Below are 15124 nucleotides of genomic sequence, written 5' to 3'. Positions count from 1 at the left end.
GCAGAACCTCCATCGACCGGGCATAACGGCGCGAAAGGTCACAGTTAGGTAACGGCGGCAGGGTTGCTGCCATGTCCCAGCCAACGACCCTCTCGCTCGACATCGTCGTGCCCGTGTACAACGAGCAGGCGACGCTCGACACGTCCCTCCGCCGGCTGCACGCCTACCTGACCGACGCGGTGCAGGCGAGCTGGCGGATCACGATCGCCGACAACGCCAGCACCGACGCCACGCCCGCCCTCGCGGACGCGCTCGCCGCGGAGCTGGGCGGGGTCGTCGCCGTGCACCTCCCGCTGAAGGGGCGCGGACGCGCCCTCAAGGCGGTGTGGGGCTCCTCGCCCGCCGAGGTCCTCGTCTACCTGGACGAGGACCTCTCCACCGACCTCGCCGCCCTGCCGCCGCTGGTGGCGCCGCTGCTCTCCGGCCACTCCGACCTCGCGATCGGCACCCGGCTGGGCAGGAGCGCGCGCGTCACCCGCGGCGGCAAGCGCGAGTTCATCTCCCGCAGCTACAACCTGCTGCTGCGCCGCACGATGTCGGTCGGGTTCTCCGACGCGCAGTGCGGCTTCAAGGCCATCCGCCGGGACGTCGCCCAGCGCCTCCTCCCGCTCGTGGAGGACGACGGCTGGTTCTTCGACACCGAGCTGCTGATCCTCGCCGAGCGCGCGGGCATGCGCATCCACGAGATCCCCGTCGACTGGGTGGACGACCCGCACAGCTCGGTGGACATCGTGCGCACCGCGCGCGAGGACCTCAAGGGGATGCTGCGCGTCGGCACCAACATCGCGCGCGGCCGCATCCCCATCGAGGCCGTCTACGCCGAGCTCGGAAGGCGGCCGTTCGCGCCGCCGACGCCGCCGAGCTTCTTCGGGCAGGTGGTCCGGTTCGCGATCGTCGGGGTGCTCTCGACCGCCGCGTACGCGCTGCTGTACCTGCTGCTGTCCGGGGTGCTGGGCGGCCAGGCGGCGAACTTCGCCGCCCTCCTGCTGACGGCGGTCGCCAACACCTGGGCCAACCGGCGGTTCACGTTCGGCGTGCGCGGCCGGCCCGGGTTGGTGCGGCACCAGTTCCAGGGGCTGGTCGTGTTCGGGATCGCGTGGGCGCTGACCAGCGGCTCGCTCGCGGTGCTGCACGCGACGGCGCCGAGGGCGGGGCCGCGCGTGGAGCTGATCGTGCTGACGGCGGCGAACCTGTTCGCGACGCTGGTGCGGTTCGTGCTGCTGCGGCTGTGGGTGTTCCGGGCGGGGAGGCGGAAGGCGGTGGCGGAGGCCGCGTCGTCGGCATCCCCGGGGACGTCGTCCGTAACCGCGGCGCCCGGGTCCGCGCCGCCCGTGTCCGAGCCCACGGAAGGCACCGCACTCGTACTCGTTCCGACCGAAACGGAGAACTGACCATGTCCGTCACCACCGCGCCCAGCCGCACCGTCTCACCCGACACCCCCACCGCGACCGCGCCGCCCGGGCGCCTCGCGGCCTGGCTGCGCAGCCTCGTGCGCGGCCGGGACGACGCCGCGGCGTGGGAGCGCCCGGCGCTCCTCGGCCTCCTGGCCGTCACCGCGCTCCTCTACCTCTGGGACCTCGCCGCCAGCGCCTGGGCCAACTCGTTCTACTCCGCCGCGGTCCAGGCGGGGTCGGTGAACTGGGAGGCCTTCTTCTACGGATCCAGCGACGCCGCGAACTCGATCACGGTCGACAAGCCTCCGGCGAGCCTGTGGATCATGGCGCTGTCGGTGCGGATGTTCGGCCTCAGCTCGTGGAGCATCCTCGTGCCGGAGGCGCTGATGGGCGTCGCGACCGTGTGGCTCGTGTACCTGATCGTGCGCCGCAACTTCAGCGCGCGGACGGCTCTGCTCGCGGGCGGCGTGCTGGCGGTGACCCCGGTGGCGGCGCTGATGTTCCGGTTCAACAACCCGGACGCGCTGCTCGTGCTGCTCCTGACCCTGGCGACCTACCTGACCTTGCGCGGCATCGAGTCCGGCCGCATCCGCTGGGTGGTCTGGGCGGGCGTCGCCGTCGGCTTCGGGTTCCTGACCAAGCAGCTGCAGGCGTTCCTCATCCTGCCAGTACTGGCGGGTGTCTACCTGGCGGCGGCCCGCGTCTCGTGGGCGAAGCGCTTCGGCCACCTGTTCGCCGCGCTCGGCGCTGTCGTGGTCGCCGCCGGCTGGTGGGTCGCGATCGTCGAGCTCGTCCCGGCGTCGCTTCGGCCGTACATCGGCGGCTCGCAGACCAACAGCTTCCTGGAGCTGACCTTCGGCTACAACGGCCTCGGCCGGCTCACCGGCAACGAGACCGGCAGCGTCACGGGCGCGGGAGGCGGCGCGACGGGAGGCGGGATGTGGGGATCCACCGGCATCCTCCGCCTGTTCGAGAACGAGATCGGCGGGCAGATCACCTGGCTGCTCCCGGCGGCGCTCGTGCTGTTCGTCGTGGCGCTCGTGCTCGGCCGCCGGCTGGCCCGGACCGACGCACGCCGCGCGACGCTGCTCCTGTTCGGCGGCTGGCTGATCGTGACGGCCCTGGCGTTCTCCTTCATGGCCGGCATCTTCCACGCGTACTACACGGTCGCCCTGGCCCCGGCGCTCGCCGGCGTCGTCGCGATCGGCGCCTCGGCGGTGTGGGGAGCCCGCGATCGGCTCTGGGTGCGCATCCTCTCCGCCGTGACCCTGCTCGGCACCGCGGTATGGGCGTGGGTGCTGCTGGACCGCGCGACCTCCTGGCTCCCGTGGCTGAAGGTGGTCGTCCTGATCGTCGCGCTCGCGGCGTCCGTGCTGCTGCTCCTTCCCCCGCGCAGCCGGGCGCTGTCGGGCGCGACCATCGCCGCGACGCTGGTGGCGGCGTTGCTCGCGCCGACTGCGTACACGCTGCAGACCGTGACGACGGGCCACAGCGGGTCGATCGTGACCGCCGGGCCAACCGTGGCGTCGGCGATGGGCGGACCGGGCGGAGGCCGCGGGTTCGGGGGAGCGCCGAACGGCGGCGGGCAGGGGACGCCGGGCGGCGGGTTCGGTGGCCAGGGCGGGTTCCCGGGTGGGAACGGCGGTCCTGGTGGGACCGGTGGCACCGGCGGGACTGGCGGGACTGGCGGCACCGGCGGCACGACCGGCGGCACCACCGGCACCCAGGGCGGCGCGACAGGCGCTCCCGGCACCGCGGGCGGCGGCGGGATGGGCGGCCTCCTCGGCTCCAGCACCGTCAGCTCCCAGCTCAGCGCCCTCCTGAAGGCCAACGCTTCGTCCTACACCTGGGTGGCGGCCGCGATCGGCTCCAACTCGGCCGCGGGCTACCAGCTGGCGACGCAGGAGGCGGTGATGCCAATCGGCGGCTTCAACGGCTCCGATCCATCGCCCACCCTGGCGCAGTTCGAGCAGTACGTGAAGGAGGGGAAGATCCACTTCTTCATCGCCGGCGGCGTCGGACAGGCGAACGGCGGGAGCAGCGCCTCCAGCGCCATCGCCTCCTGGGTCGAGAAGAACTTCACCGCGACGACCGTGGGAGGTGTCACCCTCTACGACCTGACGAAGTGACGCAGAGCTCGAAGGGCACGTAAACGCCCCTATCCAGCCCGGGTAGGGGCGTTTACGTGCCCTTCGACGGTGAATTCGTGCGTCCGGGGGCGGATTGGCGGCGGATACGCGATCGCTGGCCGCGGATGGACGGCGGATGTCGGCGGTCCACGCCAGGATGGTCCAGTGACGGATAGCGCCCCCTCGACCATGCGCGTGCCCGCGCCGGACGCCGTCGAGCACCGCGGACACCTCGGCGTCGCCGGCGGCACGGCGCTCTACGTCGCGGCCGTTCTGGGCACCGGCATCCTGGTCCTCCCCGCGCTCGCGGCGGCGGCGGCCGGGCCTGGTGCCATCCTGGCGGTCGCCGCCCTCGCGCTCATCTCCATCCCGCTGGCCGCGACGTTCGCAGCCCTGGCCCGCCGTCACCCCGACGCCGGCGGCGTCGCGACGTTCGCCCGCCGCGCGTTCGGCCCGACCTCCGCGCGGATCGTCAGCTACTGGTTCTTCTTCGGCACCCCGATCGGCGCGCCCATCGCCGCGCTGATGACCGCGCGCTACGTCGTGGCCGTGATCGGCGGCGACGCCGTGCAGACGGTCCTGATCGCGATCGCCCTGATGGTCGTGCCCGTCGCGGTGACCGCGTTCGGCGTCCGGTTCGCCGCGTCCGTCCAGCTGGTGCTCTCCGGGGCGCTCATCGCCGTGCTCGTCTTCGTCCTCGCCGCCGCCGCGCCGCACGCGCGAGCAGGGAACCTGCAGCCCCTGCTCCCGCACGGCTGGTCGGGCGTCGGGCTCGCGATGAGCCTCTACATCTGGGCCTTCGCCGGGTGGGAGGCCGTGGCCGGGATCGGCGGCGAGTTCCGCAACCCGCGGCGTGACATCCCGCGCGCCACGGCGCTCGCGCTGGTGATCGTGTCGGTCGCCTACCTCGCGATCCAGACCGTCACCGTCGCCGTGCTGGGAGGCCGCGCCTCCACGTCGGCCGTCCCGCTGCTCGACCTGGTCTCGGTGGCGACCGGCTCCGGAGGCGGCGTCGTCGTCGCGGTGATCGCCGCGATCGTCGTCACGGGCGTCTTCAACGCCTACCTCGCCGCGTTCAGCAAGCTGGGCGCCGCGATGGGCCGCGACGGCGACCTGCCCGCCTGGTTCGGCCGCGGCGCCGAGAACGGCGCGGTCGCCCGGCGCGGACTGCTGCTGTCGGCCGTGGTGATGGCGCTGTACTCGGTGGTGGTGCTGGCCAGCGGCGACCTGCAGCCGTTCATCCTCGTGCACACCAGCATCGCCGCCGCCGTCTACGGCCTGGGCGTCGCCAGCGCGATCGTCCTGCTGCCGACGCGCTCGCCGGGCTGGTGGATGGCGGTGCTGTCGGTCGTGTTCGCCGCGGGGCTCCTCGTGCTGGCGGGCTGGCACCTGGTGTTCCCGGTAGGGATCGCGGTGATCGCGGTGCTGGTGGGAGCGGCGGCCCGGTGGAGGTCGCGGCGTCCCGGATAATGGCCAGGTGACCCACGACCCCGCGCAACGCGCCGCGAGCATCCGCGACGTCGCGCAGCTCGCCGGTGTCTCGCACCAGACCGTCTCCCGGGTCATCAACGACCACCCGAGCATCCGGGAGTCCACGCGCCAGCGGGTCCTGGACGCGATGGAGCAGCTCCAGTACCGGCCCAACCGCGCCGCGCGGGCCCTCGTGACCGCGCGCTCGCGCACCCTCGGCGTGCTCTCCACCACCGCCGCCGCCCTCTACGGTCCGGTGTCCAGCATCAACGCCGTGCAGGGCGCCGCGCGCGCGGCCGGCTACTACCTCGCGGTCGCACAGATCCCCGAGCTGACCGACGCCGGGATCGCGGCCGCCCTCGATCATCTGCTCGCCCAGGCGGTCGAGGGCATCATCGTGATCGCGCCGCAGGACCCGGTCCTCGAGCGGATCGCGAGCGCCCGGCTCGCCGTCCCGTACGTCACCCTGCAGGGCGGCTCCGAGTACGTGGCGCGCGAGCTCACCGTCGACCAGGAGGCCGGCGCCCGCGCCGCGACCGCGCACCTGATCGGCCTCGGCCACCGCCGGATCCTCCACCTCACCGGCCCGCTGGCCTGGTTCGAGGCGCAGGCCCGTGCGGCGGGCTACGCCGGCGAGCTGGAGGCCGCCGGCCTCCCGGTGCCCGCGCTGCTGGAGGGCGACTGGTCGGCCGAGTCGGGGTACCGCGCTGCGCAGTCGTTCGTCCGCGACCCGGGCACCACCGCCGTGTTCGCGTCCAACGACCAGATGGCGCTCGGGGTCTACCACGCCGCACGGGAGGCCGGGCGGCGCATCCCGGAGGACCTGAGCGTGGTCGGCTTCGACGACATCCCGGAGGCCGCCCACTTCTGGCCGCCGCTGACCACCGTCCTCCAGGACTTCACCGAGCTCGGCCGCCGCAGCGTCGAACGCCTGGTCGCCGAGATCGAGGGCGGCGAGGAGCCGGTGCCGGCGAGCCTGGTTCCGGAGCTGATCGTGCGGGGATCGACGGCGGCGGCGCCCGCGTAGGCCGGCGCCGTCTGCGCAGCCGCCTCCCGCACGCCGTAGGCTCGGAGGATGAGCACGGACGGGGGACCCACAGTCGCGCCAGGGCGCCTCGCCAAGCCGGAGGGGGTGCTCGCGCCGCGCTACCGCTGGGTGAGCATCGGCATGTGCCTGCTCGTCACCCTGGCCGCCTTCGAGGCTCTGGCCGTGACGACGATCATGCCGACCGTCAGCCGGCAGCTGGACGGGGCCGGGCTGTACGCGTTCGCGTTCGCCGGTCCGCTCGCCGTCGGCGTCGTCGGGATGGTCGTCGCCGGGACCTGGTGCGACCGCGGCAACCCGCGCACCGTCCTGTTCGCGTCGGTCGGCCTGTTCGCCACCGGCCTCATCCTGGCGGGCCTCGCACCGACGATGGGGCTGTTCGTCACGGGTCGCCTGGTCCACGGGCTCGGCGGGGGCGCACTCACGGTGGCGCTCTACGTGATCGTCGCTCGCGTCTACCCGCCGCGGCTGCACGCCCGCATCTTCGCCGGCTTCGCCGCCGCGTGGGTCATCCCATCGCTGATCGGACCGGTGATCGCGGGCGCCGTCGCCGAGACCGTCGGCTGGCGCTGGGTGTTCCTCGGCGTCGTCGCGCTGGTCGTGCTCGCCATGCTGATGGTGGTGCCCGCGATGCGCGCCGTCCACGGACCCGACCACCGGCCCGCGGGAGGCCGCGGGGAGCTCGCGCGCGCCGGCCTCGCCACCCTCGTGGCGGTCGCCGTCCTCGCCCTGACCCTCGCCGCGGAGGCGCGCGGACCCGTCCAGTGGCTGGTGCCGGTGTTCGCCGCCGCGGGCGCGATCGCCGCGCTGCGGCCGCTGATCCCCGCGGGCACGCTGCTCGCGCGCCGCGGCCTCCCGAGCGTGATCCTGCTGCGGGCGATCGTCGCGGGGACGTTCTTCTCCGCGGAGGTCTACGTCCCGCTGCTGATGGTCACGCAGTACGGCGCGTCGCCGGCCGTCGCCGGCCTTGCCCTGACCGCCGCGGGCCTCAGCTGGGCGGCGGCGTCGTGGGCGCAAGGCCGGTTCCCGGCGATCGGCCACCGCCTCGCCGCCCGCCTCGGCGCCCTCGGCCTGACCGTCGCGATCGCGTCGCTGCTGGTGACCGCGCTGACCGGCGCATCGCCGGCGATCGTCGTGGTCGGCTGGGCGTTCGCCGGCGGCGGGATGGGCATCCTGTACCCGCGCCTCGGCGTCCTCACCCTGGAGTACTCGACCCCCGCCGACCAGGGCTTCAACAGCTCGGCGCTGTCGATCGCGGACTCCACCGGCTCGGCCATCGCACTGGCGACGACGGCGATCGCGTTCTCGGCGCTGGGCGGGGCGACGTCACCGGCGGCGTTCGCTGGGGTGTTCTGCGTGAACGGGGTGCTGTGCCTGGCGGCGTGGCTGTGCGGCGGCCGGATCGTGCGGGACTGAACGCGCCCCGGCACTCACGTCGCGGTCGGCGCGGCGTCGCCTGCCTCGCCGGCTTCCCCTGCCACGCTGCGGCCTCCCGACGTGTCCGCGGGATCGCCCTGCCGCCGGCTGGCCAGTAGGAACGGGATCCCGATCAGCTCGATCGCCCCGCCGATCACGAGCGACGTCCCGTACCCCCAAAGGTCCGCCGCGCGGCCGAGCCCCGGCTGGATGAACACGCCGCCCAGGCTCCCGAACAGCGAGTCGAACGACAGCACCGTCGCGCGCTGCTTGGACGGGATCATGTCGTTCAGGTACGCCGACCGCACCGGTCCGGCCACCGCGTAGACGAAGCCCCAGATGACCAGCAGGACCACCGCGAACCAGAAGAACGCGGTGAGTCCGAGCAGCACCAGCACCACGATGCTGCTGAGGGAGGCGCCGATCACCGTCGTCGTCCGCTTGGCGAACAAGCGCCGCAGCCGCGGGGCCAGGATCCCGCCTGCCACCTGCGCCAGCGACAGAATCGCCGCCGCGAGCCCCGCGATCGAGTACGCCTTCGGGTCGCCGTACAGTTCCAGCAGGTAGGGCTGGAGGGCGTAGAACGCGTAGATCCCGACGCCCGACGCGAACGGCGCCGACAGGATGACGTAGCGCACCGAGCGCTTCTTCATCCCGTGCTCGATCGACTGGTCGAGGATGTTCCTGGTCGCCTTCAGCGGTCCCATCGACTTGTCGGGGGTGAAGCCGAGGTCGCGCATAGCGAAGAACGCGAATACGAACATGATCACCAGCACGACGGCGCGCAGGATGAACGGGACGCCGAGGTTCGTCACCTGCGCGATCACCCCGCCGAGCACCGACCCCACGAACATCGCCACGCCGGTGACGACGAGGCCGCGCCCGAAGACGGACTCCAGGCTCCCCGTGTAGCCGGTCACCGCGAGCGCGTCGACCAGCCAGGCGTCCACGGCGCCGGAGAAGAAGGTGAACCCGAGCCCGAGCAGGATGGAGGCCACCGCCCACCAGCCGAACGGCGCGTGCCACAGCCAGAGCAGCCAGTAGAACGCGGTCGACAGCGAGAGGGTGATGGTGCCGAGCAGGTAGGAGGCGCGGCGCCCGATCGTGTCGGCCACGACGCCGGTCGGGATCTCGAAGATCACCATCCCGGCGGTGAAGAAGGCATTGGCGGCGAACGCCTCGAAGTTGGTGAGGCCGGCGTCCAGCAGGAACAGAGTGTTGATGCCCCAGATGAAGGACGCGGCCAGGGTGTTGCCGAGCAGGAGCGTGAGGTAGACGGCTTGAACCCGGCCGGGCGAGGTGGTCATGGCCGGGGTCCGAGTGGTGCGTTCATGCGCGACATCATCGTCCGGTCTGGGGTGCGGTGCCAGAGGCGTGTGCGGGGCGCGTCCCCCTCGTGCGCGAACCGCGGCGCGTCGCGATCTGTGCCAGCCTGTGGGGATGAGCACCGTCGTCTTCGCCCCCGACTCCTTCAAGGGCTCCGCGACCGCGGCGGAGGTCGCGTCGGCGCTCGCCGCGGGCTGGTCGTCGGTGCGTTCGGGCGACCGGGTGGTCCTGGCGCCGATGGCGGACGGCGGTGAGGGCACGCTCGACGCGTTCGAGGTCGCGGTGCCCGGGGCTGAGCGCCGCCCCGTGCGTGTGACCGGCCCCGACGGCGAAGCACGGGACGCGAGCTGGCTCCTGCTCCCCGACGGGACCGCGGTCGTCGAGCTGGCCGACACCAGCGGGATCGTCCTGATGCCGCGGCTCGCCCCCTACGACGCGCAGACGACCGGGTTCGGCCAGGCGATTGCCGCCGCACTGGACGCCGGCGCGACCGGGCTGCTGCTCGCGATCGGCGGCAGCGCGTCCACCGACGGGGGAGCAGGGATGCTGAGCGCGCTGGGTGCGCGCCTCCTCGACGCGGACGGCGCGGTGATCGGGCCGGGGAACCGCGGCCTCGCCGAGCTCCACCGGGCGGAGACCGGCCCGCTGCGGACGCTTCCGGCGGGAGGGGCGCGGATTCTGAGCGACGTGACGAGCCCGCTGCTCGGGCCGGCGGGCGCCGCCGCCGTGTTCGGTCCGCAGAAGGGTGCGACGGCGGCGGACGTGCCTGTGCTGGAGGCGGGGCTGGCGCGGCTGGCGCGGGTGCTGCGGGAGGCCGGGGTCGATGTCGATCCGGCGGCGCCGGGCGCGGGAGCGGCGGGCGGAACCGGCTTCGGTCTCCTCGCCTGGGGAGCCACGATGGCGCCGGGCTCGGCCGCGGTCGGGGAGGCGCTGGGCCTCGCCGCGGCCCTGACCTCCGCGGACGCCGTCGTCACCGGTGAGGGGCGCTACGACGACCAGTCGGCGGCGGGGAAGGTGCCGGAGTACGTCGCGGGGCTCGCGCGGGATGCGGGCATCCCGGCGTTCCTGGCGGCGGGCTCGATCGCTGCGGAGCCTCGCGGATTCGCGGGGGCGGCGTCGCTGTCCGACCTCGCGGGAGGCTCGGCGGCCGCCATCACGGACCCGCTGCGCTGGGCCGCGGCGGCCGGCGCCGAGCTGGCGCGCCGCTGGCCCGGCTGAGCGGCGTCGGCAACGGAGGACATCGCCCCGCCACCCACCCCCACGACAGTTAACGGAGGAGATCGGCCCGCCGCACGCGCCGAACTCCTCCGTTAGCTGTCGTGGGGGCCGGTTTCGGTCGGGATGTCCTCCGCAGGCCGCGCGCACCCCACAACCGGTAACGGAGGAGGTCGGGCCTCCGTGTGCGCCGATCTCCTCCGCTGACTGTTCTTGGGGCCGGTTTCGGCAGGGATGTCCTCCGCGGACTACAGGTACTGCGCCCGCTGCTCGCGGATGACCGGCCGCGTGTCCACGGCCAGCGGCGGCGCCGCCTCCACCGTCCACGACGGCCGCGCCCCGGTCAGCGCCCACGCCGCCTGCACGGCCCCGCCGTCGGCCACGTACTCGCCCGGCGCCGGCACGACGACCGGCGCGTCGAACACCTGCGCGGCGATCGCGGCGACGGCGCGGTTCTGCGCCGCGCCGCCGATCAGGAGGATGCGCTTCTCGCGCACGCCGACCGCTCGCACGGCGTCGAGTCCGTCCGCGAGGCCGCACAGCATCCCCTCGACGGCCGCGCGCGCGAAGGTTGCGGGGCGCGTGCTCGCGATCGTGAGCCCGTGCAGGCTGGCCTTCGCGTCGGGGAGGTTCGGGGTGCGCTCGCCCTCGAAGTACGGGACGAGCACGACGCCCTCCGCGCCCGGCTCCACTGACAGGGCGAGCTCGGCGAGAGTGTCGAAGTCGACCGAGAGGAGGTCCGCGACGGAGCTCAGCACACGGGCCGCGTTCAGCGTCGCGATCAGGGGGAGGTTGAGACCGCCCGCGTCGGCGAAGCCCGCGACGGTGCCCGACGGGTCCGCGACCGGGGCGTCGGTCACGGCGAACACCGTGCCGGAGGTGCCGATGGACACCACCACGTCGCCGTCGGCGGCGCCGAGGCCGAGCGCTGCGCCCGCGTTGTCGCCCGCGCCGGGGCCCACGAGGACGCCGGACGGAGTGCGGCCGGCGGAGTCCGCGGGGCCGAGCACGCGGGGGAGGACGACGGCGCCGGCGGACGAAGACGCAGACCCGGCCTCCCGCCCCGCTCGCCCGAGCGCGCGCTCGAACAGGTCGAAGTCGTAGGCTCCTGTCCCGGCGCTCCAGTACGCCGTCCCGCTCGCGTCCGACCGGTCGGTGGTCAGCGCCTCCAGGTCGGGCCCGAGCGTGCTCTCATCCGCCGGGCCGTAGCCGAGCAGCCGCCAGGTCAGCCAGTCGTGCGGGAGTGCGACCGCGGCGACGCGCGCGGCGTTGACGGGCTCGGCGTCGCGCAGCCAGCGCAGCTTGGTCGCGGTGAAGGAGGCCACCGGCACGACGCCGACCCGCGCGGCGTACGCCTCCGCGCCGACCTCCGCGATCAGTTCGCGGGCGGCCTGCGCGCTGCGGGTGTCGTTCCAGAGCAGGGCGTCGCGGATGACGCGGCCGTCGGCGTCCAGCACAACCATGCCGTGCTGCTGACCCGCGATGGAGATCGCGGCGACGTCGGACAGCCCGCCAGCGGCCTCCAGCGCCGACTGCAGCGCGGACCACCACGCGGCCGGGTCCACCTCCGTGCCGTCCGGGTGCGTGGCCCGGCCCGAGCGCATCAGCGCCCCGGTCTCCAGGTCGCGAACGACCACCTTGCAGCTCTGCGTCGACGAGTCGACTCCGGCGACCAGCGTCACGTGCGGGTCCTCACTTCTTGTTTCGGGTGTGGATGGTGCGAGGGGGCACGCGGACGGCGTCCACGTGCCCCCTCGCCGAAGGACGGTCGGCTCAGCCGCGGGCGCCGATCAGGTGCTCCAGGGCGAGCTGCTGCAGGCGCACGAAGCCGAAGCCCTTGCCGCCGAAGTAGGCGCTCGGGTCGAAGTCCTCGTAGGCGCTGGGGTCGGCGAGCAGGTCGTCGTAGCTCTCGCCCGCGCCGAGCGTTGGCTGGGACAGCTCGGTGACCCGCGACGCCTCCAGGGCAGCCTGCACCTCGGGGTCGGCGCGGAAGGCGGCCGCGCGTTCCTTGAGCAGCAGGTAGGTGCGCATGTTCGCGGCGGCCGAGTCCCAGACGCCGGTGATGTCCTCGGTGCGCGACGGCTTGTAGTCGAAGTGGCGCGGACCGTCGTAGGCCTGGCCGCCGTTGGGGCCGCCGTTCTCCAGCAGGTCGACCAGGGCGAACGCGTTCTGGAGGTCGCCGTGGCCGAACACGAGGTCCTGGTCGTACTTGATGCCGCGCTGGCCGTTGAGGTCGATGTGGTAGAGCTTGCCGTGGTAGAGCGCCTGGGCGATGCCGGCGGCGAAGTTCAGGCCCGCCATCTGCTCGTGGCCGACCTCCGGGTTGAGGCCGACGAGCTCCGGGCGCTCCAGCGAGTTGATGAACGCGAGGGCGTGGCCCACGGTCGGCAGCAGGATGTCGCCGCGCGGCTCGTTCGGCTTCGGCTCGATCGCGAAGCGGATGTCGTAGCCCTTGTCGGTGACGTAGTCGCCGAGCAGGTTGACGGCCTCCCGGTAGCGCTCCAGCGCCGCCTGGATGTTCTTGGCCGAGTCGTACTCGGCGCCCTCGCGGCCGCCCCACATCACGAACGTCTTGGCGCCGAGCTCGGCGGCCAGGTCGAGGTTGCGGAGCACCTTGCGCAGCGCGAAGCGGCGGACGGCGCGGTCGTTGGAGGTGAAGCCGCCGTCCTTGAAGACCGGCGCGCTGAACAGGTTGGTGGTGACCATCGGCACGATGACGCCGGTGTCGGCGAGCACCTGCTTGAGGCGGTTGATCTGCTTCTGGCGCTCGGCGTCGGTCGAGCCGAAGGCGAACAGGTCGTCGTCGTGGAAGGTGAGGCCGTAGGCGCCGAGCTCGCTGAGCTTGGTCACCGCCTCCACCACGTCGAGCTGGGGCCGGGTCGGGCCGCCGAACGGGTCGGTGCCGTTGTAGCCGATGGTCCACAGACCGAACGAGAACTTGTCGGCGCGGGTGGGGGTGAGGCTCATGGAAGTTTCCTTCAACGTCGTCGGTGATTTGTTGGTTCGATAAACTTATACCAGGCCCGACGCCCGAGCGCCACTCCGCGCATCACATCCGCGACGCCAGCCAGGCCGCCTGCTTGTGCCAGTGCGCCGCCTGGCCGCCCTCGTGGTCGTTGAACGGATACACCTCGATCGCGCGGTCCGCCGCGGCCAGGTGGTTGTAGGCCGCGAACGTCGTAGAGGGCGGCACGACCGCGTCCATCAGCGCCACCGAGAACAGCACGGGCGCGTGGATGCGGCGGGCGAAGTTCACGCCGTCGAGGTACGAGAGCGTGCGGAACGCCGCGTCCACCTCGTCGCGGTGCACCGACAGGTAGGTCGCCAGCTCCTGGAACGGGCCGCCGACGGCGACCTCCGCGCCACGGCGGTACGCGCACAGGAACGCCACGTCCGGCAGCACGGCCTGGACGTCCGCAAGCGCGCCGGCGGCCAGCGCGATCCCGCCGCCCTGGCTGCCGCCGGTCACCGCGATCCGGGCCGGGTCGACGAACGGCAGCGTCCGGGCCGCGTCGACCGCGCGCACCGCGTCGGTGAACACGCGGCGGTAGTAGTGCTCGTGCGGGTCGTGGATGCCGCGGGTCATGAAGCCCGGAGTCGCAGGCCCCGACCCGTGCGGGTCGGCGGTGTCGCCGCCCGTGCCCCAGCCGCTGCCCTGGCCGCGGGTGTCCATGAAGACGTGGACGTAGCCGGCGAGCGCCCAGTCCACGTTCTCGCCGGCGAGGCCGCGGCCGCCGCCATAGCCCTGGTACTGCACGACCGCGGGGAGCGGGCCGTTCGCGTGCAGCGGGCGCGAGACCCACGCCCGCACCGGCTCGCCGCCGAACCCGGGGAAGGTCAGGTCCTCCACGATCAGCTGCGTGACCGGGGTCGTCGCCGGCGCCAGCACCACCTCGCCGCCCGCCGCGCGGGACTCCGCGAGCGTCGACTCCCAGAAGGCGTCGAAGTCGGCGGGCTCCTCGACCTCCGGACGGAAGGCGGCCAGTTCGGCGAGGGTGAGGTCGGTGAGCGGCATGGGTCTCCTCGGGAGGGCGGGTGGATGTTTCGCGGGACGGCGCGAAAGCCTGGCCGACATTGTGGCACAGTGACTCCATGCCCGAACCGACCGCTGCGTCGAGCCGCCCGACGCTGGACGCCATCGCGCGCCAGGCCGCGGTGTCGCTCTCCACGGTGTCCAAGGTCCTCAATGGCCGGCCCGGCGTGTCCGCGCCCACCCGGGCGCGCGTCGAGGAGCTGCTGCACGACTCCGGCTACGCGCGCCGCGGACCCGATCCGGAGCGCGGCGGGCTGGTCGAGCTGGTCGTGACGGACCTGGTCAGCGAGTGGTCGGTGGAGATCATCCGCGGCGTCGAGCGGATCACGCGCGAGGCCGGCTTCGTGCTCGCGCTGTCCGCCCTCGACGCCCATCACGAGCCGGGACGCGACTGGATCACCGGCGTGCTCAGCCGGAAGCCCGTCGCGGTGGTCCTGCAGTTCTCGAACCTGACCGCGGAGCACCGGCAGCAGCTGCGCACCCGCAACATCCCGTTCGTCGTCGTGGACCCGGCCGGGGACCCGCCGCCGGACGTTCCGGCGATCGGCGCGACCAACTGGGCCGGCGGCGTCGCGGCGACCCGGCACCTGCTCGGCCTCGGCCACACCCGCATCGCGGTGATCTCCGGGCCGCTGGACTTGATGTGCTCGCGCGCCCGCGTCGCCGGGTACCAGTCGGCGCTGGCGGAGGCGGGCCTCCCGTTCGACACGCGGCTGGCCGGTGTCGGCGACTTCCGGCGCGCAGACGGGGAGCGCGAGGCGCGCCGCCTGCTCGAGAAGGCCGACCGTCCCACCGCGATCGTCTGCGGCAACGACATGCAGGCGCTCGGGGCGATGGACGCGGCCTTCGCGCTCGGGCTGGACGTGCCGGGGGATGTGTCGGTCGTCGGCTTCGATGACGTCCCGCCCGCTTCGTGGGCGCGGCCGGCGCTCACGACGGTCCGCCAGCCGATGCAGGAGATGGCGGAGGCGGCGACGCGCACCGCGCTGCGCCTGCGCGCCGGGGCCGTCGAGAACCCGCGGCTGGAGCTCGCCACCTCGCTCGTCGTGCGCGATTCCACGGCCGCTCCGCGCGTGCGCTGACGCGCCCGACTCCA

The 15124-nt window shown here is 73.6% G+C and carries 11 protein-coding genes; 7 read left to right on the top strand and 4 right to left on the bottom strand.

The features are described 5' to 3' along the window. Window positions 1–71: 71 nt before the first annotated feature. From F1C12_RS09080 to F1C12_RS09060, 5 genes are all read left to right on the top strand, one after another. On the top strand, window positions 72–1391 hold the full coding sequence (locus F1C12_RS09080; RefSeq protein WP_185278425.1) for a glycosyltransferase: 1320 nt from the start codon (window positions 72–74) through the stop codon (window positions 1389–1391). Between the two features lie 2 nt (window positions 1392–1393). Continuing rightward, on the top strand, window positions 1394–3523 hold the full coding sequence (locus tag F1C12_RS09075) for a glycosyltransferase family 39 protein (RefSeq protein WP_185278424.1): 2130 nt from the start codon (window positions 1394–1396) through the stop codon (window positions 3521–3523). Between the two features lie 165 nt (window positions 3524–3688). After that, window positions 3689–4993, top strand: a complete 1305-nt coding sequence (locus tag F1C12_RS09070) for an APC family permease (protein ID WP_258046197.1) — start codon at window positions 3689–3691, stop codon at window positions 4991–4993. Window positions 4994–5000: 7 nt separating this feature from the next. Next, window positions 5001–6020, top strand: coding sequence for a LacI family DNA-binding transcriptional regulator (locus tag F1C12_RS09065; protein ID WP_219732695.1), 1020 nt, complete (start codon window positions 5001–5003; stop codon window positions 6018–6020). A 48-nt stretch (window positions 6021–6068) separates the two neighbouring features. Next, window positions 6069–7454 (top strand): MFS transporter, encoded by a 1386-nt coding sequence (locus tag F1C12_RS09060; RefSeq protein WP_258046196.1) that lies wholly within the window; start codon window positions 6069–6071, stop codon window positions 7452–7454. Between the two features lie 14 nt (window positions 7455–7468). Here the strand turns inward: F1C12_RS09060 and F1C12_RS09055 are convergent, their stop codons facing one another. Continuing rightward, the gene (locus tag F1C12_RS09055; protein WP_185278423.1) at window positions 7469–8761 is read right to left on the bottom strand and encodes an MFS transporter; all 1293 of its coding nucleotides are present in this window, start codon (window positions 8759–8761) and stop codon (window positions 7469–7471) included. A 133-nt stretch (window positions 8762–8894) separates the two neighbouring features. Between F1C12_RS09055 and F1C12_RS09050 the strand changes: the two genes are divergently transcribed. Beyond that, window positions 8895–9998 (top strand): glycerate kinase, encoded by a 1104-nt coding sequence (locus tag F1C12_RS09050; protein ID WP_185278422.1) that lies wholly within the window; start codon window positions 8895–8897, stop codon window positions 9996–9998. A gap of 245 nt (window positions 9999–10243) precedes the next feature. Here the strand turns inward: F1C12_RS09050 and xylB are convergent, their stop codons facing one another. From xylB to F1C12_RS09035, 3 genes are all read right to left on the bottom strand, one after another. After that, entirely contained in the window at window positions 10244–11677 is a 1434-nt protein-coding gene (gene xylB / locus F1C12_RS09045) for a xylulokinase (RefSeq protein WP_185278421.1), read from the bottom strand. A 91-nt stretch (window positions 11678–11768) separates the two neighbouring features. Then, window positions 11769–12962, bottom strand: a complete 1194-nt coding sequence (gene xylA, locus F1C12_RS09040; RefSeq protein ID WP_185278420.1) for a xylose isomerase — start codon at window positions 12960–12962, stop codon at window positions 11769–11771. Window positions 12963–13044: 82 nt separating this feature from the next. Beyond that, window positions 13045–14010, bottom strand: a complete 966-nt coding sequence (locus F1C12_RS09035; RefSeq protein ID WP_185278419.1) for an acetylxylan esterase — start codon at window positions 14008–14010, stop codon at window positions 13045–13047. 140 nt (window positions 14011–14150) lie between these two features. On the opposite strand from F1C12_RS09035, the gene F1C12_RS09030 reads away from it, so the two are divergent. Further along, on the top strand, window positions 14151–15110 hold the full coding sequence (locus F1C12_RS09030; protein WP_258046248.1) for a LacI family DNA-binding transcriptional regulator: 960 nt from the start codon (window positions 14151–14153) through the stop codon (window positions 15108–15110). The last annotated feature ends 14 nt before the right edge of the window (window positions 15111–15124 follow it).

Source organism: Leifsonia shinshuensis, assembly GCF_014217625.1.
GTDB classification, from domain to species: Bacteria; Actinomycetota; Actinomycetes; order Actinomycetales; family Microbacteriaceae; genus Leifsonia; species Leifsonia shinshuensis_A.
The sequence above is the reverse complement of the archived record's forward strand: the minus strand, read 5'-3'. Positions and strand labels throughout refer to the sequence as shown.

What these genes read in the sequence shown, in the direction of transcription:
- F1C12_RS09080 (WP_185278425.1), top strand. Translation starts at nt 72, where the DNA reads ATGTCCCAGCCAACGACCCTCTCGCTCGACATCGTCGTGCCCGTGTAC.
- F1C12_RS09060 (WP_258046196.1), top strand. Translation starts at nt 6,069, where the DNA reads ATGAGCACGGACGGGGGACCCACAGTCGCGCCAGGGCGCCTCGCCAAG.
- F1C12_RS09055 (WP_185278423.1), bottom strand. Translation starts at nt 8,761, where the DNA reads ATGACCACCTCGCCCGGCCGGGTTCAAGCCGTCTACCTCACGCTCCTG.
- F1C12_RS09075 (WP_185278424.1), top strand. Translation starts at nt 1,394, where the DNA reads ATGTCCGTCACCACCGCGCCCAGCCGCACCGTCTCACCCGACACCCCC.
- xylA (WP_185278420.1), bottom strand. Translation starts at nt 12,962, where the DNA reads ATGAGCCTCACCCCCACCCGCGCCGACAAGTTCTCGTTCGGTCTGTGG.
- F1C12_RS09050 (WP_185278422.1), top strand. Translation starts at nt 8,895, where the DNA reads ATGAGCACCGTCGTCTTCGCCCCCGACTCCTTCAAGGGCTCCGCGACC.
- F1C12_RS09035 (WP_185278419.1), bottom strand. Translation starts at nt 14,010, where the DNA reads ATGCCGCTCACCGACCTCACCCTCGCCGAACTGGCCGCCTTCCGTCCG.